Here is a 24324-nt window from a genome sequence, read left to right on the forward strand (position 1 = left end):
CCGGGGTATCCTTGTACTCCGCCCTTCCGCGAGTCCGATGCGATGCGTATCCCTTCCGCCATCCAGCTGCACAAAGCCTCGAAGACCCTGACCCTGCGCTACGGCGAGGATAGCTACGACCTGCCTGCCGAGTTCCTCCGCGTGCATTCGCCCTCGGCCGAGGTCCAGGGCCACGGCAACCCGGTATTGCAGTACGGCAAGCTGAACGTCGGCCTGGTCGGCGTCGAACCCGCCGGCCAGTACGCACTGAAGCTGAGCTTCGACGACGGCCACGACAGCGGCCTGTTCACCTGGGACTACCTGTACGAGCTGGCGACCCGCAAGGACCAGCTATGGGCCGACTACCTGGCGGAGCTGGCCAGCGCCGGCAAGTCGCGCGACCCCGACGAGTCGGTCGTCAAGCTGATGCTCTGAAGCGCCGGGCCGAGTGCCCCTTCGCGGCACACGGCATCCAGGCGATTTTTCTCCGCTGCCCCGAACGAGGGCACGTCATTTGCAACATTCGCCCCGCAGACTGCCAGACCAGACATCCGGTCGGCGCGGTCGCCACGGCGAATGTCCTACCCTGCACGGCAGCAACGCTCTAGTCCGCAGGTCGGCCGCTCGCCGGGCCAGCCACGCCGGCCACCGATGCTTCTGCCAGCTTGCACGCCAGCGGAAACTCGCGTAACCAAGACGGTGCAGCCCCTTGTCCGGGTTCCCTTCCCTGACGTGCGTCCGCCCCGCCCTGAAACGTGCGGGTGGGCTGGTAGTCGAGCAGTAGCCGGCCGGACACCTGGTCCCCGGTTTCGTTGCGGTCCCCTGTTTCGCCTCGAACAATGGAGCGTTGCCGATGAGTCAGAAGAACAATAACGAGCTTCCCAAGCAAGCCGCGGAAAACACACTGAACCTGAATCCGGTGATCGGCATCCGGGGCAAGGACCTGCTCACCTCCGCGCGCATGGTCCTGCTCCAGGCGGTGCGCCAGCCGCTGCACAGCGCCAGGCACGTGGCGCATTTCAGCCTGGAGCTGAAGAACGTCCTGCTCGGCCAGTCGGAGCTACGCCCAGGCGATGACGACCGACGCTTTTCCGATCCGGCCTGGAGCCAGAATCCGCTGTACAAGCGCTACATGCAGACCTACCTGGCCTGGCGCAAGGAGCTGCACAGCTGGATCAGCCACAGCGACCTGTCGCCGCAGGACATCAGTCGTGGCCAGTTCGTCATCAACCTGCTGACCGAGGCGATGTCGCCGACCAACAGCCTGAGCAACCCGGCGGCGGTCAAGCGCTTCTTCGAGACCGGCGGCAAGAGCCTGCTGGACGGCCTCGGCCACCTGGCCAAGGACCTGGTGAACAACGGCGGGATGCCGAGCCAGGTGGACATGGACGCCTTCGAGGTGGGCAAGAACCTGGCCACCACCGAGGGCGCCGTGGTGTTCCGCAACGACGTGCTGGAACTGATCCAGTACCGGCCGATCACCGAGTCGGTGCACGAACGCCCGCTGCTGGTGGTGCCGCCGCAGATCAACAAGTTCTACGTCTTCGACCTGTCGCCGGACAAGAGCCTGGCGCGCTTCTGCCTGCGCAACGGCGTGCAGACCTTCATCGTCAGCTGGCGCAACCCGACCAAGTCGCAGCGCGAATGGGGCCTGACCACCTATATCGAGGCGCTCAAGGAGGCCATCGAGGTAGTCCTGTCGATCACCGGCAGCAAGGACCTCAACCTCCTCGGCGCCTGCTCCGGCGGGATCACCACCGCGACCCTGGTCGGCCACTACGTGGCCAGCGGCGAGAAGAAGGTCAACGCCTTCACCCAACTGGTCAGCGTGCTCGACTTCGAACTGAATACCCAGGTCGCGCTGTTCGCCGACGAGAAGACCCTGGAGGCCGCCAAGCGTCGCTCCTACCAGTCCGGCGTGCTGGAGGGCAAGGACATGGCCAAGGTGTTCGCCTGGATGCGCCCCAACGACCTGATCTGGAACTACTGGGTCAACAACTACCTGCTCGGCAACCAGCCGCCGGCGTTCGACATCCTCTACTGGAACAACGACACCACGCGCCTGCCCGCCGCGCTGCACGGCGAGTTCGTCGAACTGTTCAAGAGCAACCCGCTGAACCGCCCCGGCGCCCTGGAGGTCTCCGGCACGCCCATCGACCTGAAGCAGGTGACTTGCGACTTCTACTGTGTCGCCGGTCTGAACGACCACATCACACCCTGGGAGTCGTGCTACAAGTCGGCCAGGCTGCTGGGTGGCAAGTGCGAGTTCATCCTCTCCAACAGCGGTCACATCCAGAGCATCCTCAACCCACCGGGCAACCCCAAGGCACGCTTCATGACCAATCCGGAACTGCCCGCCGAGCCCAAGGCCTGGCTGGAACAGGCCGGCAAGCACGCCGACTCGTGGTGGTTGCACTGGCAGCAATGGCTGGCCGAACGCTCCGGCAAGACCCGCAAGGCGCCCGCCAACCTGGGCAACAAGACCTATCCGGCCGGCGAAGCCGCGCCCGGAACCTACGTGCATGAACGATGAAAAGCGACCAGCCTGAAGAACAGCCGCAGGAGCGATCCGCGGCCTCCGCCGACGAAACCCCGCCAGCGCCTCCGGCGCGGCCCCGTGCCGCGCGGAAGCCGGCCAGGCCCCGTATCGCCGAGCCCGCGGCCGCGCCGCCGAGGACCCCGAGCATGCCCCAGCCCTTCGTCTTCCGGACCATCGACCTCGACGGCCAGACCATCCGCACCGCAGTGCGGCCGGGCAAGGAAGGAAGCACTCCGCTGCTGATCTTCAACGGCATAGGCGCCAACCTGGAACTGGTATTTCCCTTCGTCCAGGCGCTCGACCCGGAACTGGAGGTGATCGCCTTCGACGTTCCCGGCGTCGGCGGTTCCTCGACGCCCAGCGTGCCCTACCGCTTTCCCGGCCTGGCCAAGCTGGCGGCGCGGATGCTCGACTACCTGGACTACGGCCAGGTCAACGCGATCGGCGTGTCCTGGGGCGGCGCGCTGGCCCAGCAGTTCGCCCACGACTATCCGGAACGCTGCAAGAAGCTGATCCTCGCCGCCACTTCGGCTGGCGCGGTGATGGTGCCGGGCAAGCCGAAGGTACTGATGCGCATGGCCAGCCCGCGGCGCTACATCCAGCCCTCCTATGGCGTACACATCGCCCCGGACATCTACGGCGGGGCCTTCCGCCGCGACCCCAAGCTGGCCATGGCGCATGCCAGCAAGGTGCGTTCGTCGGGCAAGCTGGGCTACTACTGGCAACTGTTCGCCGGGCTCGGCTGGACCAGCATCCACTGGCTGCATCGGATCCGCCAGCCGACCCTGGTGCTGGCCGGCGACGACGACCCGATCATCCCGCTGATCAACATGCGTGTGCTGGCCTGGCGCATTCCCAACGCCGAACTGCACGTGATCGACGACGGCCACCTGTTCCTGGTGACCCGCGCCGAATCGGTGGCGCCGATCATCATGAAGTTCCTCGCCGAGGAGCGCCGCCGCGCCGTCATGCACCCTCGTCCGTTCCTGCCCAAGACCGGCTGAACTGCTGCACGGGCAACACCAGGGCAGCAGACACTGCTTCGTCATGGTGCAGGTGCATAGTCAATGTTCCGCAACGGCGCATGGCGCCTGGCTTCGCCGCGACAGCGCAAGCTCTGCGACGCCCCTCCCGGCGTTGTGGTACAGCGCTTGCTGCCCCACTGTCGGGCGGCATCCTCCCTGTTCAGGCAGGTGTGCGGTTCTGCCCCGGGTGAAACGGAATTCACAGGCTATAACTGAGTATTCCGAGCCAGGGGACGATCGCCCGTGGCATCCAGACTGTGGTCCTACGACGGAGTGTGGTCCATGCGAGAAAAGCAGGAATCGGGTAGCGTGCCGGTGCCCGCCGAGTTCATGAGTGCACAGAGCGCCATCGTCGGCCTGCGCGGCAAGGACCTGCTGACGACGGTCCGCAGCCTGGCTGTCCACGGCCTGCGCCAGCCGCTGCACAGTGCGCGGCACCTGGTCGCCTTCGGAGGCCAGTTGGGCAAGGTGCTGCTGGGCGACACCCTGCACCAGCCGAACCCACAGGACGCCCGCTTCCAGGATCCATCCTGGCGCCTCAATCCCTTCTACCGGCGCACCCTGCAGGCCTACCTGGCGTGGCAGAAGCAACTGCTCGCCTGGATCGACGAAAGCAACCTGGATTGCGACGATCGCGCCCGCGCCCGCTTCCTCGTCGCCTTGCTCTCCGACGCCGTGGCACCCAGCAACAGCCTGATCAATCCACTGGCGGTAAAGGAACTGTTCAATACCGGCGGGATCAGCCTGCTCAATGGCGTCCGCCACCTGCTCGAAGACCTGGTGCACAACGGCGGCATGCCCAGCCAGGTGAACAAGACCGCCTTCGAGATCGGTCGCAACCTCGCCACCACGCAAGGCGCGGTGGTGTTCCGCAACGAGGTGCTGGAGCTGATCCAGTACAAGCCGCTGGGCGAGCGCCAGTACGCCAAGCCCCTGCTGATCGTGCCGCCGCAGATCAACAAGTACTACATCTTCGACCTGTCGCCGGAAAAGAGCTTCGTCCAGTACGCCCTGAAGAACAACCTGCAGGTCTTCGTCATCAGTTGGCGCAACCCCGACGCCCAGCACCGCGAATGGGGCCTGAGCACCTATGTCGAGGCCCTCGACCAGGCCATCGAGGTCAGCCGCGAGATCACCGGCAGCCGCAGCGTGAACCTGGCCGGCGCCTGCGCCGGCGGGCTCACCGTGGCCGCCTTGCTCGGCCACCTGCAGGTGCGCCGGCAACTGCGCAAGGTCAGTAGCGTCACCTACCTGGTCAGCCTGCTCGACAGCCAGATGGAAAGCCCGGCGATGCTCTTCGCCGACGAGCAGACCCTGGAGAGCAGCAAGCGCCGCTCCTACCAGCATGGCGTGCTGGACGGGCGCGACATGGCCAAGGTGTTCGCCTGGATGCGCCCCAACGACCTGATCTGGAACTACTGGGTCAACAACTACCTGCTCGGCAGGCAGCCGCCGGCGTTCGACATCCTCTACTGGAACAACGACAACACGCGGCTGCCCGCGGCGTTCCACGGCGAACTGCTCGACCTGTTCAAGCACAACCCGCTGACCCGCCCGGGCGCGCTGGAGGTCAGCGGGACCGCGGTGGACCTGGGCAAGGTGGCGATCGACAGCTTCCACGTCGCCGGCATCACCGACCACATCACGCCCTGGGACGCGGTCTATCGCTCGGCCCTCCTGCTGGGCGGCCAGCGCCGCTTCATCCTGTCCAACAGCGGGCACATCCAGAGCATCCTCAACCCTCCCGGAAACCCCAAGGCCTGCTACTTCGAGAACGACAAGCTGAGCAGCGATCCACGCGCCTGGTACTACGACGCCAAGCGCGAAGAGGGCAGTTGGTGGCCGGTCTGGCTGGGCTGGCTGCAGGAGCGCTCGGGCGAGCTGGGCGACCCTGACTTCAACCTTGGCAGCGCCGCGCATCCGCCCCTCGAAGCGGCCCCGGGCACCTACGTGCATATACGCTGAAAGACCCGGCCCGGGCGCCTGGAGCCGGGCACCTCGATCCCCAGAAGAAGTCCGGATGAAGACACGCGACCGTATCCTCGAATGCTCGCTGTTGCTGTTCAACGAACAGGGCGAACCCAACGTCTCGACACTGGAAATCGCCAACGAACTGGGCATCAGCCCGGGCAATCTCTACTACCACTTCCATGGCAAGGAACCGCTGGTGATGGCGCTGTTCGAGCGGTTCCAGGCCGAGTTGGCGCCGCTGCTCGATCCGCCCGAGGAGGTGCGCCTGGGCGCGGAGGACTACTGGCTGTTCCTGCATCTGATCGTCGAGCGCCTCGCCCACTACCGCTTCCTGTTCCAGGACCTGTCCAACCTGACCGGGCGCCTGCCACGGCTGGCTCGCGGCATCCGTACCTGGCTCGGCGCGCTGAAGCGGACCCTGGCCACCCTGCTGGCCCGCCTCAAGGCCGACCGGCAGTTGCGCAGCGACGCGCCGGCACTCGGGCAACTGGTCGAACAGATCACCCTGACCCTGCTGTTCTCCCTGGATTACCAGCGGGTACTGGGCAGCAAGGGCGAGGTGCGCACGGTGGTCTACCAGATCATGATGCTGGTCGCCCCGCATCTGCGCAGCGAGGCCCAACGCTCGGCGGAAAGCCTGGCGCAGCGCTACCTGGGACCGGAATGAAAAACGCCCGGCGAGTGCCGGGCGTGTGCCTTGCCGCCAGGACTCAGCCCTGGCTGCTCGGCGTCGCCGGAGCGTTCGCTGCCGGAGCGCTGGCAGCCGGTGTGGCGGCGGGGGCAGCGGGCGCGCTCGAAGACGCGGCGGGAGCGGCCGGTTTCGCCGCGGCGGGCTTGGCTGCCGGCTTCTTCGCCGCAGGCTTTTTCGCAGCCGGCTTGGCGGCAGGTTTCGCCGCGGGCTTGGCGGCGGTCGCAGCGGCCGGCTTGGCTGCCGGCTTCGCGGCAGGCTTGACTGCGGCAGGTTTCGCAGCAGGCTTCGCCGCGGCCTTGGCTGCCGGCTTGGTCGCCGGTTTCGCTGCGGCCTTCGCAGTCGGTTTGGCGGCGGGCTTGGCTGCCGGCTTGGCGGCCGCGGTTTTCGCCGCGGTTTTTTTCGCCGCGGGTTTCGCTGCCGGCTTGGCGGCGGCCTTGGCTGCCGGTTTAGCTGCCGGCTTGGCCGCTGCGGTTTTCGCCGCGGGCTTGGCAGCCGGTTTCGCCGCAGGCTTGGCCGCTGCCTTCGCCGCCGGCTTGACGCTGACGCCGGTGAGTTTCTCGATCTGCTTGGTCAGCGTATCGACCTTGCTGTGCAGCTCCCTCACCTCGTTGCGGCTCGGCACGCCGAGACGCGAGATGGCGCTGTTCAGGCGCTTGTCGAAAGCTTCCTCGAGCTCGCTCCACTTGCCGAGCGCACGGTCCCGAACCTCGTCGACCTTGCTCTTCGCAGAGCGGGCGGAAGCCTTCGCCGCACCGACCTGCGCGTCCACATCGGACTTCGCTTCTTTTTCAGCCTTCTCGCCGTCTTTCACCAAGGTCTCGAACAGCTTGCTGCCGTCCTTGCTGACCTTCGAGTAGGCCCCCAGACCAGCCAGCCAGATCTGCCGCGAGTATTTCTCGATCTCGCCGATCCAACTGGACTCTTTTTCGCTCTTCTTCTTGCCAGCCATCCTGCTCTCCTTATTGGGTTCTCGCGACACGCTCGAGCACTGCGCTCAGCTCATCCAGCTTAGCAGAGAGTGCTTCGACATCGTTCCGGGAAGGTATGCCTATCCGGTTCAACGTGCTAGCGACACGGCTGTCGAATGCCTGCTCGATCCTGTCGAGCTGGTCTTCGACTTTTCCCTTCACCGAAGAGAGGCCGGTCTTGACACTGTCATTGGCCGAATCGACCTGACTTGTGACCAGCGATTTGCCTTTTTTCTCCAGGGCTTCGCCAGCTTTCACCAATTCCTTGAAGTAGTCGCTGCCTTCGGTGCCCAGGCGGGAATACGCACCCAGGCCGGCAAGCCAGATCTGGCGGGCATAGTGGCGGATCTCGGAGACCAGGGAAGTGGATTCGGAAACGGTCTTTTTCTTCAGGGCAATCTTGGCCATGGGGCACCTCACGCTCGTTGGGTTGAAGAAACCGCAGGCGCCGCCGGAACGCTGGCAGCGTGAGAGCAAGGTATCGGGGAAAATTAGAAACCGCATACTAAGCGGAAGATGGGCGCCGCCAGGACGGCGAACGCCCGGCGGGATCAGGCCAGCGCCTTGTCCAGCGCCTTCTCGATCTCGCCCTTGAGCAGGCCGCTCATGGCCGACAGCATCAGGCCGAGCTTGACGTCCACCGCGACCTTGTCCGCCCCCACCGCGATCCTGCCGTCGACGCCACTGCGTTTGAAGGTCAGCTCGTCGCCCTGCCATTCGCACTGCACGCCGTGCTCCTTCGCCAGACGTTCGGCCAGTTTCTCCGCCTTGGCCCGTGCGGCGTCCAGCCCCAGGCTGTGCGGACGTTCGATGTGGATACGCGACATGGATCGACTCCTGATTGCAGATCGGAAAACTATACGCGGCCAGACAAAACACCGCACCCGCGCCGTCGGACGGCGGCACAGCACTTTCCCCACATCCTGTTAGAATGCCCGGCATTCTTTCCAGGTGAGAACGTCATGAACGATCCCCGCAAAGGCGCCGACGCCGAACCCACCACCCACTTCGGCTACCAGAACGTTCCGGAAAGCCAGAAGGCGAAGAAGGTCGCCGAGGTATTCCACTCGGTGGCAGCCAAGTACGACCTGATGAACGACCTGATGTCCGGTGGCATCCATCGCCTGTGGAAGCGCTTCACCATCGAGCTGTCCGGCGTGCGCAGCGGGAACCGCGTGCTCGACATCGCCGGCGGCACCGGCGACCTGACCCGGCAGTTCTCGCGCCTGGTCGGCCCGACCGGCGAGGTGGTGCTGGCCGACATCAACGCCTCGATGCTCAAGGTCGGCCGCGACAAGCTGCTCGACAAGGGCGTCTCCGGCAACGTCAGCTTCGTCCAGGCGGACGCCGAGAAGCTGCCCTTCCCGGACAACCACTTCGACTGCGTGACCATCGCCTTCGGCCTGCGCAACGTCACCCACAAGGACGAAGCGATCCGCTCCATGCTGCGCGTGCTCAAGCCCGGTGGCCGCCTGCTGGTGCTGGAGTTCTCCAAGCCGAGCAGCAACCTGCTGTCCAAGGCCTACGACGCCTATTCGTTCAGCCTGCTGCCGCTGATGGGCAAGCTGGTCACCAACGACTCCGAGAGCTATCGCTACCTGGCCGAGTCGATCCGCATGCACCCCGACCAGGAAACCCTGAAGGCGATGATGGTGGAAGCCGGCTTCGACCGCGTGACCTACCACAACATGACCGGCGGCATCGTCGCCCTGCACCGCGGTATCAAGCCTTAACCGAGGGCGCGCCGATGAGCTCGCTGCTGATCCAGGCCGTGCTGGCCGCCGCCGAAACCGGCATCAATCGCGTCCTGCGCCTCGACGGGACAGCGCTGCCGCGCCTGCGCAGGCTTTCCGCCAAGGTCATCGAGGTCGACTGCCTGAGCCCGCCGCTGCGGGTCTTCATCCTGCCCGCCGGCGACGGCCTGCACTTCGCCGCGCAGCATGAGGCGGAGGTCGACTGCACCTTGCGTGCGCCGGCCGGCAACCTCCTGCACCTGGCCCTGGCGCGCGACAAGACCCGCGTCCTGCACAGCCCGGAAGTCAGCATGGACGGCGACAGCGCGGCCCTGCTGGAACTGGCCGGCATCCTGCAGAGCCTGGAGCTGGACTGGGAGTACGAACTGTCGCGCTGGCTCGGCCCGCTCGCCACCCAGGTGCTCGGCAGCAGCCTGCGCGACGCTTCGCGCTGGAGCGCGCAGAGCCTGCACAGCCTGCGCCTGAACCTGGCCGACTACCTTGCCGAGGAAAGCCGTACGCTGGTCGGCCAGCACGAAGCCGAAGCCCGCTTCGCCGAACTGGACCAGCTGAAGCTGGCCCTCGATCGTCTCGACGCGCGCGTCGGACGCCTCAGCCAAAAGACCAAGCCCGACGCATGAAGCTCCTCGCTGTCCGCCGCCTCCTGCGCATCCAGCGCGTCGTCATCCGCTACCGCCTGGACGACCTGATCCTCGAACTGCCGATGCTGCCCTGGTGGCTGCGCCTGCTCGGTGCCACCCTGCCCTGGCGCTGGCTGCCGCGGCGCAAGCTGGAACTGACCCGCGGCGCGCGCCTGCGCCTGGCGCTGCAGGACCTCGGACCGATCTTCATCAAGTTCGGCCAGATTCTCTCCACCCGCCGCGACCTGCTGCCCGACGACATCGCCAACGAACTGGCCTGGCTGCAGGACAAGGTGCCGCCCTTCCCGCCGGAGCTGGCGGTCAAGCGCATCGAGGAACAACTGGGCGCGAAGATCGAACAGGTCTTCGCCCGCTTCGAACGCGAACCGCTGGCCTCTGCCTCGGTGGCCCAGGTCCACGCCGCGCGGCTGAAGAGCGGCGAGGAAGTGGTGGTGAAGGTGATCCGGCCGAACCTGGAACCGGTGATCCGCTCCGACATCGCCTGGCTGTTCATCCTCGCCCGCCTCGCCGAGCGGGTCTCCAGCGAGGCGCGGCGCCTGCACCCCGTGGAAGTGGTCAGCGACTACGAGAAAACCATCGTCGACGAACTCGACCTGCTCCGCGAGGCAGCCAACGCCTCGCAGCTGCGGCGCAACTTCGAAGGCTCGCCGCTGCTCTACGTGCCACAGGTCTACTGGGACTGGTGCCGGCCCAAGGTGCTGGTGATGGAGCGCATCTACGGCATCCCGGTGACCGACCTGGAAACCCTGCGCGACCAGCGCACCGACTTCAAGGCACTGGCCGAGCGCGGCGTGGAGATCTTCTTCACCCAGGTGTTCCGCGACAGCTTCTTCCATGCCGACATGCACCCCGGCAACATCTTCGTCAGCACCCGCGCGCCCTGGAGCCCGCAATACATCGCGGTGGACTGCGGCATCGTCGGCAGCCTGACCGACGAGGACCAGGACTACCTGGCGCGCAACCTGATCGCCTTCTTCAAGCGCGACTACCGCAAGGTCGCCCAACTGCATATCGACTCCGGCTGGGTACCGGCGGAAACCAAGGTCAACGACTTCGAGGCGGCGATCCGCACCGTCTGCGAACCGATCTTCGAGAAGCCGCTGAAGGACATCTCCTTCGGCCAGGTCCTGCTGCGCCTGTTCCAGACCGCGCGTCGTTTCAACATGGAGATCCAGCCGCAACTGGTGCTGCTGCAGAAGACCCTGCTGAACATCGAAGGCCTCGGCCGCCAGCTCTACCCGGAACTCGACCTGTGGGCCACCGCCCAGCCGTTCCTGGAGCGCTGGATGCGCGAACGGGTCAGCCCGAAGCAGTTGCTGCGCAATTTCCAGCAACAGGTCGAGCAGGTGCCGCACCTGTCGCAAATGGCCCGCGACACCCTCGAACGCCTGTCACAACCGCACGCCCACAATGCGCCGCCGCCGGAGTGGAAAGGTTCCCGCCACGACTGGCTCGGGCGCCTGGTGGGCGCGGTGCTGCTGGTCGGCGCCGCCGAGGTCGGCCTGGGTCAGCAGTTGGAAGCCTGGCCGGCGTGGGTGATGCTGGCCGGCGGGGTGTTCCTGATCCTGCGCCGCTAGCGCCGCGCACGGCCACTAGGCCCGCGCCGATAGCCAGTCGCGCTCCCGGCTGGCACACTACTCCCATTTCCGCCGGAAACGCGCGCAACGTACCGGCAACGAACGTGGAAAGACCATGAAAGACTGGCTGGATGAGATTCACTGGAACGCCGACGGCCTGGTCCCGGCGATCGCCCAGGATCACGAGACCGGGCGCGTGCTGATGATGGCCTGGATGAACCGCGAGGCGCTGGCCCTGACCGCCAGCGAGAACCGTGCAATCTATTGGTCGCGTTCGCGTGGCAAGCTGTGGCGCAAGGGCGAGGAGTCCGGGCATGTGCAGAAGCTGCACGAACTGCGCCTGGACTGCGACGCCGACGTGGTCATCCTGATGGTCGAGCAGGTCGGCGGGATCGCCTGCCATACCGGCCGGGAAAGCTGTTTCTACCGTGTCTTCGAGAATGGCGCCTGGAAGACCGTCGATCCGGTGCTGAAGGACCCGGACGCTATCTACGAACACGCAGGACACCACCATGAGTGACACCCTGACCCGCCTGGCGGCGGTGCTCGAGGAGCGCAAGAACGCCGCGCCCGACAGCTCCTACGTGGCCAGTCTGTACCACAAGGGCCTGAACAAGATCCTGGAGAAGGTCGGCGAGGAGTCGGTGGAAACCATCATCGCCGCCAAGGATGCCGCGGCCAGCGGCGACTGCCAGGACCTGATCTACGAAACCGCCGACCTCTGGTTCCACTCGCTGGTGATGCTCTCGGCCCTCGGCCAGCATCCGCAAGCCGTGCTGGACGAACTGGAGCGCCGCTTCGGCCTTTCCGGCCACGCCGAGAAAGCCGCCCGCCAACCATCGGCCTGAACCTACACATTGCGAGGAATACGACATGGGCATTTTTGACTGGAAACACTGGATCGTCATCCTGATCGTCGTGGTACTGGTGTTCGGCACCAAGCGCCTGAAGAACCTCGGTTCCGACGTCGGCGAAGCGATCAAGGGCTTCCGCAAGGCGGTGAACACCGAGGAAGACGACAAGAAGGACCAGCCCGCCGCCCAGCCGGCCCAACCGCTGAACCAGCCGCACACCATCGACGCCCAGGCGCAGAAGGTCGAAGAGCCGGCGCGCAAGGACTGACGGGTAGCCATCGATGTTCGGAATCAGCTTCAGCGAACTGTTGCTGGTCGGGTTGGTCGCCCTGCTGGTGCTCGGCCCCGAGCGCCTGCCGGGCGCCGCACGTACCGCCGGCCTGTGGATCGGCCGCCTGAAGCGCAGTTTCAATACCATCAAGCAGGAAGTGGAACGGGAAATCGGCGCGGACGAGATCCGCCGGCAACTGCACAACGAGCACATCCTCTCGATGGAGCGCGAAGCGCAGAAGCTGCTGGCCCCGCTGACCGGCCAGAATCCCTCGCAGGAACCCCAGCCGCCGACGGTCGAGAGCCCGGCGCCGCCGAGCGTACCCACGCCGCCGCCGACCAGCACGCCTGCGGTTCCGCCCGCGGACGCCGCGGCACCGCCGGCAGTCGCTGCCTCCACTCCCCCTTCGCCACCGTCCGAGACGCCGCGTAATCCATGAGCGCCGATAAACCCGAGCAGCCCGAGCACGACCAGGAAATGCCCCTGGTCTCGCACCTGACCGAACTGCGTACGCGCCTGCTCCGCAGCGTGGCGGCGATCTTCCTGATCTTCGCCGGCCTGTTCTACTTCTCGCAGAAGATCTACACCCTGGTCTCCGAGCCGTTGCGCCGCTTCCTTCCGGAAGGCACCAGCATGATCGCCACCGACGTCGCCTCGCCGTTCCTCGCGCCGTTCAAGCTGACCATGGTGGTGGCGCTGTTCCTCGCCATGCCGGTGATCCTCGCGCAGGTCTGGGGCTTCATCGCGCCCGGCCTGTACAAGCACGAGAAGCGCGTGGCGCTGCCGCTGCTGGTGTCCAGCATCATCCTGTTCTACGCCGGGATGGCCTTCGCCTACTTCCTGGTGTTCCCGATGATCTTCCACTTCTTCGCCAGCGTGACGCCCGAGGGCGTGGCGATGATGACGGACATCAACAGCTACCTGGACTTCGTCCTGACCCTGTTCTTCGCCTTCGGCGTCGCCTTCGAGATCCCGGTGGCCACGGTGCTGCTGATCTGGATCGGGGTGGTCGACGTCGAGTACCTGAAGAAGATCCGCCCGTACGTGATCATCGGCTGCTTCGTGGTCGGCATGGTCCTGACCCCGCCGGACATCTTCTCCCAGACCATGCTCGCGGTGCCGATGTGGCTGCTGTTCGAGATCGGCCTGCTGTTCGGCCGCCTGGTACGCAAGCGCGGCGAGCATCCGGACGACCAACCGGCCAGCGACGGCGACCAGCCTCCGGCCACCCGCCAGTGAACCTGCTGCTCCTCGACGACGCCGACTTCGTGTCGGCGGATCGTGCGGTCCTGCACGATCGCCGCCTCAAGCACCTGCACGAAGTGCACCGCGCCGAGAACGGCGACACCCTGCGGGTCGGCCGCCTCGGCGGCTGGATGGGCGAAGGTCGCCTGCTGAAGCTCGACGCCAGCGAGGCGACCCTGGAAGTGCGCTTCGACCAGCCGCCGCCGGCCAAGCTGCCGATCACCCTGCTGCTGGCCTTGCCGCGACCGAAGATGCTCCGCCGGGTGTTGCAGACCATCGCCGCGATGGGCGTACCGAAGCTGGTGCTGCTGAACAGCTACCGCGTGGAAAAGAGCTTCTGGCAGACCCCGTTCCTCGACCCGGCGGCGATCCGCGAGAACCTGGTCCTCGGCCTGGAGCAGGCCCGCGATACGGTGCTGCCGGAAATCATCGTCGAGAAGCGCTTCAAACCCTTCGTCGAAGACCGCCTGCCGGCCCTGGCCGCCGGCAGCCTCGGCCTGGTCGGCCATCCCGGTCCCTGGCCGGCCTGTCCGCGCGCGGTGGAGAAGCCGGTGACCCTGGCGATCGGCCCGGAAGGCGGCTGGATTCCCTACGAGGTCGACAAGCTGCGCGAAGCCGGACTGCATCCGGTGCAGCTCGGCGAACGCATCCTGCGCGTGGAAACCGCGGTCAGCGCCCTGCTTGCGCGGTTGTTCTGAAAAAACTCCGGTAAAAGACTGAAGGTTTTCCCCGCCCGGCCGACATCCTCTGTCGCGCAGGGCTCCGCACGACAACCATAAGACCTCGCCCGCCGGCCACGTACCGGCCCTCCGCGCCCGCACGCCGGACGCGACGACGCTGAGCCATTACCTGTTCCGCCACGCCATGGGGCTGCCAACCCAGGGTGTCGCACTGCCTGGAGTAATGACGATGTACGATTGGTGGGTTCTCCAACTGGCCAAGCTGAGCGTCAGCCGCAAGCTGATGGTCGGTTTCGGTGTCCTCCTCGCGCTGCTTCTGCTGGTGGTGATCAGCAGCAACCGCACCCTCACGCACCAGACCGCCCTCAGCGAGCAGCTCGCCGAAGTCGCCAGCCTGATGGAACAAACCCAGCAAGCCGAACAAGGCCGCCTGGCATTCGAAGCCGGCAGCGACCCGCGCCAGGCCGAGCAGGTCCGCCAGACCCTGGCCGGGATGCTCCAGCGCCTGCAGGCGCTGCGCGACAGCGAGCTCGACCCGGCCGCCCTGGCCCACCAGACCGAAGCCATCGAAGCCTACCGCAAGGCTTTCGACGACCTCGCCGCAGCCGATCAGCAACGCAGCGCCGCCCGTGGTGTGCTGGTGGGCACTGCACAGCAGGCGCTGGACAGCTTCGCCCGCCTCGAGGAACTGATGGACGCCAGCCTCGCGCAGCAGGCCGGCGACCCGCAGGCGTTGCAACGTAGCCGTGCGGTGGCCGACCTGCACCAACAGTTGCTCATGGTGCGTTACCAGGTGCGCGGCTACGTCTTCGAACGCAGCGACAAGGCCGAGCAGGCCGCGTTCGCCGCGTTCGACGCCCTCCGCCAGGCCGCCACGACGCTGCGTGGCCAGTTGCCCGGCGAGGCCGATGCGGCGCTGGAACAGGCCATGCGCAGCCTCCAGGGCTATCGTGGCGGGATCGAGCAGTTCCGTGCCGGCGTCATCCGCACGCGCCAGGCGCAGCAAGCGATGCAAAGCAGCACCCAGGATATGGCCCGGGCCGGCCGGACCCTCACCGAAGCCGGTCGCCAATTGCGCGAGAGCACCGCCAGCCGCGACCGCGCCAGCCTCTGGCTGATCGCCGCGCTGGCCCTGGCCTTCGGCTGCGTCGCCGGCTGGGCGATCAACCGGCAGATCGTCCGGCCGCTGGACGAAGCCCTCGCGCAGGCCGAGGCCATCGCCGCCGGCGACCTCGGCAAGCGTCCGCAGAATCCCCTGACCCTCCAGCGCCGCGACGAACTGGGCCAGTTGCAGCGAGTCATGCAGCGCATGGGCGACAGCCTGCGCGAGCTGGTCGGGCGGATCGGCGACGGCGTCAGCCAGTTGGCCAGCTCCGCCGAGGAACTCTCGGCGGTCACCGAGCAGACCCGCGCCGGGGTCAACAGCCAGAAAGTGGAGACCGACCAGGTCGCCACCGCCATGCACGAGATGGCCGCCACCGTGCAGGACGTCGCGCGCAACGCCGAACTGGCTTCCCAGGCCGCTCGCCAGGCCGACGAAGAGGCGCGCCAGGGCGACGCGGTGGTCGACCAGGCGGTGACCCGCATCGAGCGCCTGGCTAGCGAAATGGACGTTTCCAGCGAAGCCATGGCGCGCCTGAAGAACGAGAGCGAGCAGATCGGCAGCGTCCTCGACGTGATCAAGTCGGTGGCCGAGCAAACCAACCTGCTGGCGCTCAACGCAGCCATCGAAGCGGCACGCGCCGGCGACGCCGGACGCGGCTTCGCGGTGGTCGCCGACGAGGTCCGCGGCCTGGCCCAGCGCACCCAGCAGTCCACCGCCGAGATCGAGGGCCTGATCCAGCGTCTCCAGCAGGGCGCCGGCGAAGCCGCCGAACGCCTGGAGAACAGCCGCTCGCTGACCGCCAGCACGGTGGAACTGGCGCGCCGCGCGGGCGCCGCGCTGGACAGCATCACCCGCACCGTCTCCGACATCCAGAACATGAACCTGCAGATCGCCACTGCCGCGGAGCAACAGAGCACGGTGGCCGAGGAGATCAACCGCAGCGTCCTCAGCGTACGCGACGTCGCCGAGCAGTCGGCCGCCGCCAGCGAGCAGACCGCCGCCTCCAGCGGCGAGCTGGCGCGCCTGGGCACGCAGTTGCAGGCACAGGTGGGACGCTTCCGCCTGTAACATCCCGAGAGGATCCTCCTTGCATCGGCAGCCCCTCCCGTCCATCGAAAGCGGACAGGAGGGGCACCTTTGCGTAGGATCAGGCTTTCGCCTTTTGGGAGATGACGCCATGCGCCCGATGACCATCGATATCGACGAACTGGCCTTCGCCCTGGATACCCCGGGAATCGACCACTACCTCGACCTGCACAGCGGCAAGGTGCTGCTGATCTCCGCCGAGGCGCCCGATCCCGAACTGGACGCATTGCTGGAAAACGAGCCGGAACGCCTGCTGCTGATCGACCCGCTGAGCACCACCCAGTCGCTGGGACTGATGCAGGATTTCCTCCGCGAGGTGGAAGAGCCGCACGCCTATGCGACGCTCGCCAACGCGCTGCAGAGCCGCAAGCCGTTCAAGGCCTTCAAGCACTCTCTGATGGAGTACCCGGAACTGTTGCAGGACTGGTACCGCTACCAGAACGAGCGCCTGCGCGAATGGGCGCTGGACTGGCTGGAGGACAACGATATCCAGCCGGCCGCGCGGCAGAGTCCGACGTCGCTCCTGCCGCCGCCGGGCAAGCCGTTCGCCTAGCGCGGTACTAGAGGACCTGACGGAGGAAGGCCTGGGCCCGCGGGTCCTGCGGATTGTCGAAGAACTGCGCCGGCGGCGCGTCCTCCAGCAGCTTGCCGTGGTCGAAGAACAGCACGCGGTCGGCCACTTCGCGGGCAAAGCCCATCTCGTGGGTCACGCAGACCATGGTCATGCCTTCCACGGCCAGGGTCTTCATGACGTCGAGGACTTCGCCGACCATCTCCGGATCGAGCGCCGAGGTCGGTTCGTCGAACAGCATCACCTTGGGGTCCATGCACAACGCGCGAGCGATCGCCACGCGCTGCTGCTGGCCGCCGGACAGGCGCGAGGGATATTCGTCGGCCTTCTGCCCGATGCCGACCTTGGCCAGCAGCGCCCGCGCCTTGGCCTCGCGCTCGGCCTTGCCGCGCTTGCGCACCACGCGTTGGGCCAGGCAGAGGTTCTCGAGCACGGTCATGTGCGGGAACAGGTTGAAATGCTGGAACACCATGCCGACTTCGCGGCGGTAGGCATTGATGTCGGTCCTCGGGTCGGCCAGGTCGACGCCGTCGATGCTCACCGAGCCTTCGTCGAACTCCTCCAGGCCGTTCAGGCAGCGCAGGAAGGTCGACTTGCCGGAACCGGACGGACCGATCACCACCAGTACCTCGCCCCTGGCCACGCGGGTACTCACGTCGTCCACCGCGCGCACTACCTGGCCGCGGGTATCGAAGACCTTCAGCAGGTTGCGTACTTCAATCACTTTGTCCGAGCCTCCGCTCCAGTCGGGATGCCATGTGCGAAAGGGGCAGGTTCAACAGCAGGTACAACGCGGCGACGCAGAACCAGATCTCGAAGGTGGAGAACGAGGTGGTGATCGCCTCGCGGCCGCTCTTGGTCAGTTCGGTGATGGCGATCACCGAGACCAGCGAGGTGTCCTTGACCAGGCTGATGAACTGCCCGGCCAGCGGCGGCAGCACGCGCTTGAAGGCCTGCGGCAGGATCACGTAGCGCATCGACTGGCCGGCGTTCAGGCCCAGGGAGCGGGCGGCCTCGTTCTGTCCGCGGGCGATGGACTGCACGCCGGCCCGGATGATCTCGGCCACGTAGGCGCCGGTGAACAGCGCCAGCGCCGCGACCCCGGCGAACTCGCGGGACAGGTTGAGCACGGTGCCGATGAAGAAGTAGAAGATGAAGATCTGCACCAGCAACGGCGTGCCGCGCACCAGCTCGACGTAGATCGTCGACAGGTCGTGCAGGGTCGGGTTCTTCGACAGCCGGCAGAGGCCGGCGACCAGGCCGATAGCCAGACCGATGGCACCGGACACCAGCGATAGCCAGAGGGTGGTCCACAGGCCCCAGAGCAGTGGGCCGGCGGCCCAGTGGCGGGTCACCCCGACCGCGTCGCCCTCGGCCACGTCGTCGCCTTCGGAGAATTGCAGGCTGTCCTGGGCGACGGTCACGACCTGCTTCTCGCCGCTCTCGCCAAGCAGCGTGACGCGCGCGTCCCTGCCCTGTTCCTCGATAGCCTCGACCCGGCCGATCTCGTTGGCCCGTAAAGGCTCCTCGGCCTGGTAGGCGAAGTACTGCGGAACGCGGTTCCAGCGCCATTCATAGGAAATCAGCGAGGTGGAGAACCACAGCGCCCAGGCCAGGACCAGCAGGATCAGCCCGGTCAGCAGGTGCCAGGGCCAGACGGAACGTTTCTTCTTGGTCACGGAAACTCTCTCGAACGATGGAATGCGCAGGTACGACGGCCCCCTTCGCGGGGGCCGTCAGCGGTTCATTCCATTTCCTTCAGCCACTCGGTGTTCTTGAACCACTTGTCGTGGATGCGCTGATAGGTGCCGTCTTCGCGGATCTGATGGAGGAAGTTGTTGATGAAATTGATGCTGTCGTAGTCGCCTTTCTTCAGGCCGAACGCCAGCGGCTCGTAGGTGAACGGCTGGTCGAGGTAGACCAGCTTGCCGGCGCCGAACTTGCTCACCGCCACCACGTTGTAGGGCGAGTCGTAGATGAAGGCGTCAGCCTTGCCGTTGACCACGTCCATCACCGCTTCCGGCTCGTTGTCGAAGCCGTGGTACTTGGCCTTGCTGATCAGCTTGCGGGCAACGATCTCACCGGTGGTGCCGATCTTCGAGGTGATGCTGTACTGCGGATCGTTCAGGTCCTTGTAGGACTTGATCTTGCCTTCCAGTTCCTTGCGCACCAGCAGGGTCTGGCCGACCACGATGAAGGGCTCGGAGAAGTTCAGGCGCAGGTTGCGCTCCTGGGTCAGGGTCATGCCCGAGCCGATCATGTCGAACTTGTCGGTCAGCAGCGCCGGGATGATGCCGTCGTAGCTGGTGGAGACCAGCTCCAGCTTGACGCCCATGGACTTGGCCATGGCCTTGAGCAGGTCGACTTCGAAGCCGATGATCTGGCCACGCTTGTTGGTCATCTCGAACGGCATGTAGGTCGGGTCCATGCCGACCCGCAGGGTGCCGCGCTTGACCGCGTCCTCCACCGCGCCGGCCGCCTGGACCGAAGCCACGCCCACCAGGGCGCAGACGCCCAGAACCAATGAAGCAAGATACTTTTTCATTCCCCAATCCCCAGCAGTCTTAGAAACACAGTCGTCGAACGGATGCTCTCGTCGTGTCGCCGTCCCGGGCGGGCAGCAGGCCATGACCGGCTGCGCAAAAGGCGGCCGATAGTACCTCAGCTGGCGAACGATACGAGACTTTCTGGATTGCCGGCGCAGGGTAACAGCAGCGCCGCACGGGGAAAACAGGCAAGAAACAGACCATGCCCCCGGCGGCGCTCCGCCGGGGGCATGGGATCAGGACTGGGCGGCGGGCAGCAGGCCGGCGTCGCCGGGCACTACCTGGGCCAGCGGTACGCTGGCGGCGTGGGGGTCGTCCGCCTCGGCCTTGCGCCAGCGGCCGAGCCAGTCGTCGCGGTCCTCTTCCCAGACCCGCGTATGCAGGCGCGAAAGTGCTACCGGGTCACTCAACAGAGCCAGGCGCGTGGTGCCGTCGAGCTGTTCCGGGCCCTTATCGATGGCCTTGCCGATACGCTCGCCGCGCACCGTCTCGATGGCTTGCGCACGGTTGTGGCGAGCCGTGCCCATGGCGCAGGCCAGGGCGTTGAGCAACGGATCGACGGCGGCCTTGAGGAAGCCATCCTTGAGCGCATGCCAGCGGTTCTCGTAGGTGTACTCGTCGGTGGCGCGCAGCTCGCGCGGCGTGTCGTACTCCTCCGGGATCAGGAACAGCTTTTCGTCGCGGGCGCGCAGGCCCAGCTTCACCCGGCTGGAGATCACCGATACCGGGATCGACAGGATCAGCGAACCGACGATCGGCGACAGCCACCACAGGAAGCGCGGGTTGAGCCAGGCCACCAGCAGGGTCCAGGCGATACCCAGCAGGGTCTGCATGCCGTGCCGGCGGATCGCCTCGCTCCAGGGCGTGGCGTCGTCGTCGCGCTGCGGCGAGTTCCACTGCACCGACCAGCCGAGGAAGGCGGCCAGCACGAAGCGGGTGTGGAAGAGCATGCGCACCGGCGCCAGCAGCACCGAGAAGAACATCTCCAGGAGCATGCTCAGGGTCACCCGGATCACCCCGCCGAAACCCTTGGCGCCCTTGGCCCAGATCAGCATTACGCTGAGCAGCTTGGGCAGGAACAACAGGGTCAGGGTGGTGGAGAACAACGCGATGGCCTTCTCCGGATGCCACTGCGGCCAGATCGGGAACAGCTGCCGCGGTTCCAGGAAGTACTGCGGCTCCATCAGTTGGTGCACCGCCAGCAGCGCGGTGGAAAGCACCAGGAAGAAGAACCACAACGGCGCCGACAGGTAGGACATGACCCCGGTGAGGAACACCGCGCGGTGCACCGGGTGCATGCCCTTGACCAGGAACAGGCGGAAGTTCATCAGGTTGCCGTGGCACCAGCGGCGGTCGCGCTTGAGTTCGTCGAGCAGGTTCGGCGGCAGTTCTTCGTAGCTGCCGTCGAGGTCGTAGGCGATCCACACGCCCCAGCCGGCACGGCGCATCAACGCAGCCTCGACGAAGTCGTGGGACAGGATCGCGCCGGCGAACGAGCCCTTGCCCGGCAACGGCGCCAGGGCGCAGTGGTCGATGAAGGGCTGCATGCGGATGATCGCGTTGTGGCCCCAGTAGTGCGACTCGCCGAGTTGCCAGAAGTGCAGGCCGGCGGTGAACAGCGGGCCGTAGACGCGGGTGGCGAACTGCTGCATGCGCGCATACAGGGTGTCCATGCCGGACGCCTTCGGCGCGGTCTGGATGATCCCCGCCTCAGGATTGGCCTCCATCAGGCGTACCAGCTTGGCCAGGCAGTCGCCGCTCATCACGCTGTCGGCGTCCATCACCACCATGTAGCGGTAGTCGCCGCCCCAGCGCCGGCAGAAGTCGTCGATGTTGCCGCTCTTGCGCTTCACCCGACGCCGGCGGCGACGGTAGAAGATCTTGCCGAAGCCCTTGGTCTCGCGGCACAGCTCGAGCCAGGCCTGCTGCTCGGCGACGGCGATATCCGGGTCGTTGGTGTCGCTGAGGACGAAGAAGTCGAAGCGCTCCATCTCGCCGGTGGCGGCCATCGACTCGACGGTCGCCCGCAGGCCGGCGAATACCCGCGGCACGTCTTCGTTGCAGATCGGCATGACGATCGCCGTGCGGGCGTCGGCGGCGATCGGCTCGCTGCCGGCGCTGCTGCCGGAGATCCGGTAGCGGTCACGCCCGGTGAGCAGCTCCCAGAAGCCCATCAGCGCGGTCCAGAAGCCGGCCGAGACCCAGCAGAAGAGGATCGCGAAGAGCGCCAGGATGCCGAACTGGATGACATAGGGCAGCACCTGCTGGACGGTATCCAGCAGGCTCTGCTGGGCCAGCTCCTCCAGGTCGACGAAGGCCCAGCCCTGGTAGGGCAGGATGCCTTTCATGTAGTAGGTGGCGACCGAGGTCTGCGCCAGCATCAACAACAGCAGGATGAACCGGCGCAGCGAGCCGACCCGCTGCCAGCGGGCCCGCGGCAGGGCACGCTTGGGCTTGGGCGGGTTGCTGCGTCCGGTCAGCCGACGCCAGCCGCGCACCAGGATGTTGGTGCGCCAGGGCTCGGGAATCACCTTGGTACGGCGGATCGGCGGGGAAATCTTGAGGAAGGTGCGACCCCGGGCGTCGACGCCGAACATCTCGGCGTCGTCCAGCTCAGGGGTGCCCAGCTGCAGGCGGGCGCGTACCGAGGCCAGGGCGGGATCGCCCCCGGCATCGGCAGCGGCGCCTTCCGCTCCCGCCAGGCGAGCGTGCAGCTCGGAGAAGGAAGCGGACTCGCCAAGTCGCTCCCGCTCCTCTTCCGCCAGGGGAAGATGAGCGAGGTAGTCGGCCAGCGGTGCTTTCGTAGTGGATGGGTTATTCATCGGCAGGCAGCTGATAGCTCCAGGTTTCGCTCAGTGGCTTCTGCGCCTCGTCGACCAGCGCCGCGCGCATTTCCACCGGCTTCTTCGGATCCTTGACCTTGATCCGCAGCGTCAGGCGCCAGCCTTTCAGGACCGGGTTGTAACGCAGGCTGTTCTCCACCACCTCGGCGTTGCTGTCGGTGCTGACCTGGGTGGTCACCGGCGCGTCCGGCGCCAGGTCCTTCAGGGCCGGCCCTTCGAAGTCGACGACCAGGGCGGTGCTGCCGTCCTGCTGGCGGATCAGGTTCTTCTGCTTCACGTCGCCGACCGAGCGCATGGTCTGCTTGACCCAGGAGGATTTCGGGTCGTGCAGCTCGTCTTCATCCATGGTCCAGTGCAGGCGGTAGGCGAAGTCCAGCGGCTTTCCGACCTCAGGCTGGGTCTCGGGGTTCCAGAACGCGACGATATTGTCGTTGGTTTCGTCCGGGGTCGGGATTTCCACCAGTTCCACGGTGCCCTTGCCCCAGTCGCCCTTCGGCTCGATCCAGGCGCTCGGACGCAGGTCGTAGCGGTCGTCCAGGTCTTCGTAGCGGGAGAACTCGCGGCCGCGCTGGAGCAGGCCGAAGCCTTTCGGGTTCTCCACGCTGAAGGTGCTCACCGACAGGTGCTTCGGATTGTTCAGCGGACGCCACAGCCACTCGCCGTTGCCGGCATGGATCTGCAGACCGCTGGAGTCATGCAGCTCGGGCCGGAAGTTGTGCTGCTCGGACGGCTGGTTGGAGCCGAACAGGTACATGCTGGTCAGCGGCGCCAGGCCCAGTTTGCTGACCTTGTCGCGGAGGAACACGCGGGCCTGGACATCCATCACCGCATCCTTGCCCGGACGCAGCACGAAGCGGTAGGCGCCGGTGGCCCGCGGCGAGTCGAGCAGGGCGTAGATCACCAGTTGCTTGTCCTGCGCCTTCGGCCGCTCGATCCAGAATTCGCGGAAGCGCGGGAACTCTTCGCCCGAAGGCAGCGCGGTATCGATCGCCAGGCCGCGCGCCGACAGACCGTAGACCTGGCCCTTGCCGACCACGCGGAAGTAGCTCGCGCCAAGGAAGGTGGCGATCTCGTCCTGCTTGTCGGCCTTGTTGATCGGATAGAGCACGCGGAAACCGGCATAGCCGAGATCCTTGGTGGCATTCTCGTCGAACTTCAGGGATCCGAAATCGAATTTGGTGCGATCGTACTTGATCGGCTTGACCGTGGTAGCGGTCACCTCGTTGATCTTCACCGGCGTGTCGAAGTGCATGCCCTGGTGATAGAAGCTCAGCTTGAACGGCGTCTTCAGCTTGCCCCAGTAGGCGCGCTCGTTGATAAAACGGATCTGCTGGTAATCGGCGAATTTCATTTCGCTGAATTCCGATGGCAGGTTGCTGGTCGGCGCGGAATACTTGTCGCCGGCCAGGTCCTTGGCCTTGCTCGCCACGTCGTCGATGCTGAACGCCCATACCGGGGCGGCGACGAATGCCAGCGCGGTCGAGCCGGCAAGCAGCAGGGTGCGCACGCGGGCGCGGAAATCGGTGTTTGAAACGGAACGGAAAATCACGAGGCCCCCTCGTCCGTGAACATGAATTACTGAAGACGCCCTGACCGTTCAGGGGTCTCCGACGGCACCGGAGTGCCGGTCGAACATGGTTTCGCCACATTCGCTGCCAAACCCGATAGATAGCCAGATTTGGCGCGATCTGACAAAAAGAATGCCTGTTTCCAGTCATTCGCGTTACGTGCACCGGGCCTGGAAAACCAGGGGGCATGCCGCTCGTCGGCTAGCGACCCCAGAGGTTCCGACCCTGCCCGGGCGGAATGATTCCCGTCCATTGGGTTGCAGGACGCCCCGCCCGGCATCGGGATGCCGGCCGGCCTGTCCTGTACAGCATGAAATCGGCGTGCGGATGATGCACCGAGGTTGTGACAAAAGGCCATGTATCTGTCACAAAAATTCACCGTTCCGGCCCCGCCATCCCTCCCTGAAGCA

At 66.1% G+C, this 24324-nt stretch carries 24 protein-coding genes; 16 read left to right on the top strand and 8 right to left on the bottom strand.

The window, feature by feature from the left end:
• The first annotated feature begins 42 nt into the window (after positions 1-42).
• The 5 genes from AT700_RS26340 (at position 43) to AT700_RS26360 (ending at position 6181) form a co-directional block, all read left to right on the top strand.
• The gene (locus AT700_RS26340; RefSeq protein ID WP_003095857.1) at positions 43-414 is read left to right on the top strand and encodes a gamma-butyrobetaine hydroxylase-like domain-containing protein; all 372 of its coding nucleotides are present in this window, start codon (positions 43-45) and stop codon (positions 412-414) included.
• A 418-nt stretch (positions 415-832) separates the two neighbouring features.
• Positions 833-2512, top strand: a complete 1680-nt coding sequence (phaC, locus tag AT700_RS26345; RefSeq protein ID WP_003161244.1) for a class II poly(R)-hydroxyalkanoic acid synthase — start codon at positions 833-835, stop codon at positions 2510-2512.
• Positions 2513-2664: 152 nt separating this feature from the next.
• Positions 2665-3522 (top strand): poly(3-hydroxyalkanoate) depolymerase, encoded by an 858-nt coding sequence (gene phaZ, locus AT700_RS26350; RefSeq protein ID WP_003095866.1) that lies wholly within the window; start codon positions 2665-2667, stop codon positions 3520-3522.
• 303 nt (positions 3523-3825) lie between these two features.
• Positions 3826-5508 carry a class II poly(R)-hydroxyalkanoic acid synthase gene (phaC, locus tag AT700_RS26355; RefSeq protein WP_003116130.1) on the top strand — a complete coding sequence of 561 codons (1683 nt, stop codon included), beginning with the start codon at positions 3826-3828 and terminating at the stop codon, positions 5506-5508.
• A gap of 55 nt (positions 5509-5563) precedes the next feature.
• A complete protein-coding gene (locus AT700_RS26360; RefSeq protein ID WP_003103292.1) occupies positions 5564-6181 on the top strand; it encodes a TetR/AcrR family transcriptional regulator in 618 nt (205 codons plus the stop codon).
• A 43-nt stretch (positions 6182-6224) separates the two neighbouring features.
• On the opposite strand, the gene AT700_RS26365 is transcribed toward AT700_RS26360, so the two are convergent.
• The 3 genes from AT700_RS26365 to AT700_RS26375 form a co-directional block, all read right to left on the bottom strand.
• Positions 6225-7154: a phasin family protein gene (locus AT700_RS26365; RefSeq protein ID WP_048521722.1), complete on the bottom strand. Its 930-nt coding sequence runs from the start codon at positions 7152-7154 to the stop codon at positions 6225-6227.
• A 10-nt stretch (positions 7155-7164) separates the two neighbouring features.
• A complete protein-coding gene (locus AT700_RS26370; RefSeq protein ID WP_003103463.1) occupies positions 7165-7581 on the bottom strand; it encodes a phasin family protein in 417 nt (138 codons plus the stop codon).
• A gap of 143 nt (positions 7582-7724) precedes the next feature.
• Positions 7725-8000 carry a polyhydroxyalkanoic acid system family protein gene (locus tag AT700_RS26375; RefSeq protein WP_003095874.1) on the bottom strand — a complete coding sequence of 92 codons (276 nt, stop codon included), beginning with the start codon at positions 7998-8000 and terminating at the stop codon, positions 7725-7727.
• A 135-nt stretch (positions 8001-8135) separates the two neighbouring features.
• On the opposite strand from AT700_RS26375, the gene ubiE reads away from it, so the two are divergent.
• The 11 genes from ubiE (at position 8136) to AT700_RS26430 (ending at position 16939) form a co-directional block, all read left to right on the top strand.
• The gene (gene ubiE / locus AT700_RS26380) at positions 8136-8906 is read left to right on the top strand and encodes a bifunctional demethylmenaquinone methyltransferase/2-methoxy-6-polyprenyl-1,4-benzoquinol methylase UbiE (protein ID WP_003103462.1); all 771 of its coding nucleotides are present in this window, start codon (positions 8136-8138) and stop codon (positions 8904-8906) included.
• A gap of 14 nt (positions 8907-8920) precedes the next feature.
• Positions 8921-9547 carry a ubiquinone biosynthesis accessory factor UbiJ gene (locus AT700_RS26385; RefSeq protein WP_023110488.1) on the top strand — a complete coding sequence of 209 codons (627 nt, stop codon included), beginning with the start codon at positions 8921-8923 and terminating at the stop codon, positions 9545-9547.
• On the top strand, positions 9544-11145 hold the full coding sequence (gene ubiB, locus AT700_RS26390; protein WP_003095885.1) for a ubiquinone biosynthesis regulatory protein kinase UbiB: 1602 nt from the start codon (positions 9544-9546) through the stop codon (positions 11143-11145). Before AT700_RS26385 ends, ubiB begins: the two co-directional genes overlap by 4 nt.
• A gap of 115 nt (positions 11146-11260) precedes the next feature.
• A complete protein-coding gene (hisI, locus tag AT700_RS26395; protein WP_003095888.1) occupies positions 11261-11665 on the top strand; it encodes a phosphoribosyl-AMP cyclohydrolase in 405 nt (134 codons plus the stop codon).
• Positions 11658-11993, top strand: a complete 336-nt coding sequence (locus tag AT700_RS26400; RefSeq protein ID WP_003103458.1) for a phosphoribosyl-ATP diphosphatase — start codon at positions 11658-11660, stop codon at positions 11991-11993. Before hisI ends, AT700_RS26400 begins: the two co-directional genes overlap by 8 nt.
• Positions 11994-12018: 25 nt before the next feature.
• A complete protein-coding gene (locus tag AT700_RS26405) occupies positions 12019-12267 on the top strand; it encodes a twin-arginine translocase TatA/TatE family subunit (RefSeq protein ID WP_003095893.1) in 249 nt (82 codons plus the stop codon).
• A 13-nt stretch (positions 12268-12280) separates the two neighbouring features.
• Positions 12281-12709, top strand: a complete 429-nt coding sequence (gene tatB, locus AT700_RS26410) for a Sec-independent protein translocase protein TatB (RefSeq protein ID WP_003103456.1) — start codon at positions 12281-12283, stop codon at positions 12707-12709.
• Positions 12706-13509 (top strand): twin-arginine translocase subunit TatC, encoded by an 804-nt coding sequence (gene tatC / locus AT700_RS26415; RefSeq protein ID WP_003095896.1) that lies wholly within the window; start codon positions 12706-12708, stop codon positions 13507-13509. The genes tatB and tatC overlap by 4 nt, the downstream gene beginning before the upstream one ends.
• Positions 13506-14213: a 16S rRNA (uracil(1498)-N(3))-methyltransferase gene (locus AT700_RS26420; RefSeq protein WP_003095898.1), complete on the top strand. Its 708-nt coding sequence runs from the start codon at positions 13506-13508 to the stop codon at positions 14211-14213. The genes tatC and AT700_RS26420 overlap by 4 nt, the downstream gene beginning before the upstream one ends.
• Before the next feature lie 211 nt (positions 14214-14424).
• Positions 14425-16368: a methyl-accepting chemotaxis protein gene (locus tag AT700_RS26425; protein ID WP_023128510.1), complete on the top strand. Its 1944-nt coding sequence runs from the start codon at positions 14425-14427 to the stop codon at positions 16366-16368.
• A gap of 109 nt (positions 16369-16477) precedes the next feature.
• Positions 16478-16939, top strand: coding sequence for a UPF0158 family protein (locus AT700_RS26430; protein ID WP_003135810.1), 462 nt, complete (start codon positions 16478-16480; stop codon positions 16937-16939).
• A gap of 7 nt (positions 16940-16946) precedes the next feature.
• Here the strand turns inward: AT700_RS26430 and AT700_RS26435 are convergent, their stop codons facing one another.
• The 5 genes from AT700_RS26435 to AT700_RS26455 form a co-directional block, all read right to left on the bottom strand.
• Entirely contained in the window at positions 16947-17681 is a 735-nt protein-coding gene (locus AT700_RS26435) for an amino acid ABC transporter ATP-binding protein (RefSeq protein WP_003095906.1), read from the bottom strand.
• A complete protein-coding gene (locus AT700_RS26440; protein ID WP_003103450.1) occupies positions 17674-18636 on the bottom strand; it encodes an amino acid ABC transporter permease in 963 nt (320 codons plus the stop codon). Before AT700_RS26440 ends, AT700_RS26435 begins: the two co-directional genes overlap by 8 nt.
• Before the next feature lie 65 nt (positions 18637-18701).
• Positions 18702-19502 (bottom strand): transporter substrate-binding domain-containing protein, encoded by an 801-nt coding sequence (locus tag AT700_RS26445; RefSeq protein ID WP_003095910.1) that lies wholly within the window; start codon positions 19500-19502, stop codon positions 18702-18704.
• Positions 19503-19739: 237 nt separating this feature from the next.
• On the bottom strand, positions 19740-22325 hold the full coding sequence (gene mdoH, locus AT700_RS26450; protein ID WP_016852214.1) for a glucans biosynthesis glucosyltransferase MdoH: 2586 nt from the start codon (positions 22323-22325) through the stop codon (positions 19740-19742).
• The gene (locus AT700_RS26455) at positions 22318-23895 is read right to left on the bottom strand and encodes a glucan biosynthesis protein G (RefSeq protein WP_003095915.1); all 1578 of its coding nucleotides are present in this window, start codon (positions 23893-23895) and stop codon (positions 22318-22320) included. The genes mdoH and AT700_RS26455 overlap by 8 nt, the downstream gene beginning before the upstream one ends.
• Positions 23896-24324 lie beyond the last annotated feature (429 nt).

Origin of the sequence: Pseudomonas aeruginosa (assembly GCF_001457615.1) — a bacterium.
Classification (GTDB): Bacteria; Pseudomonadota; Gammaproteobacteria; order Pseudomonadales; family Pseudomonadaceae; genus Pseudomonas; species Pseudomonas aeruginosa.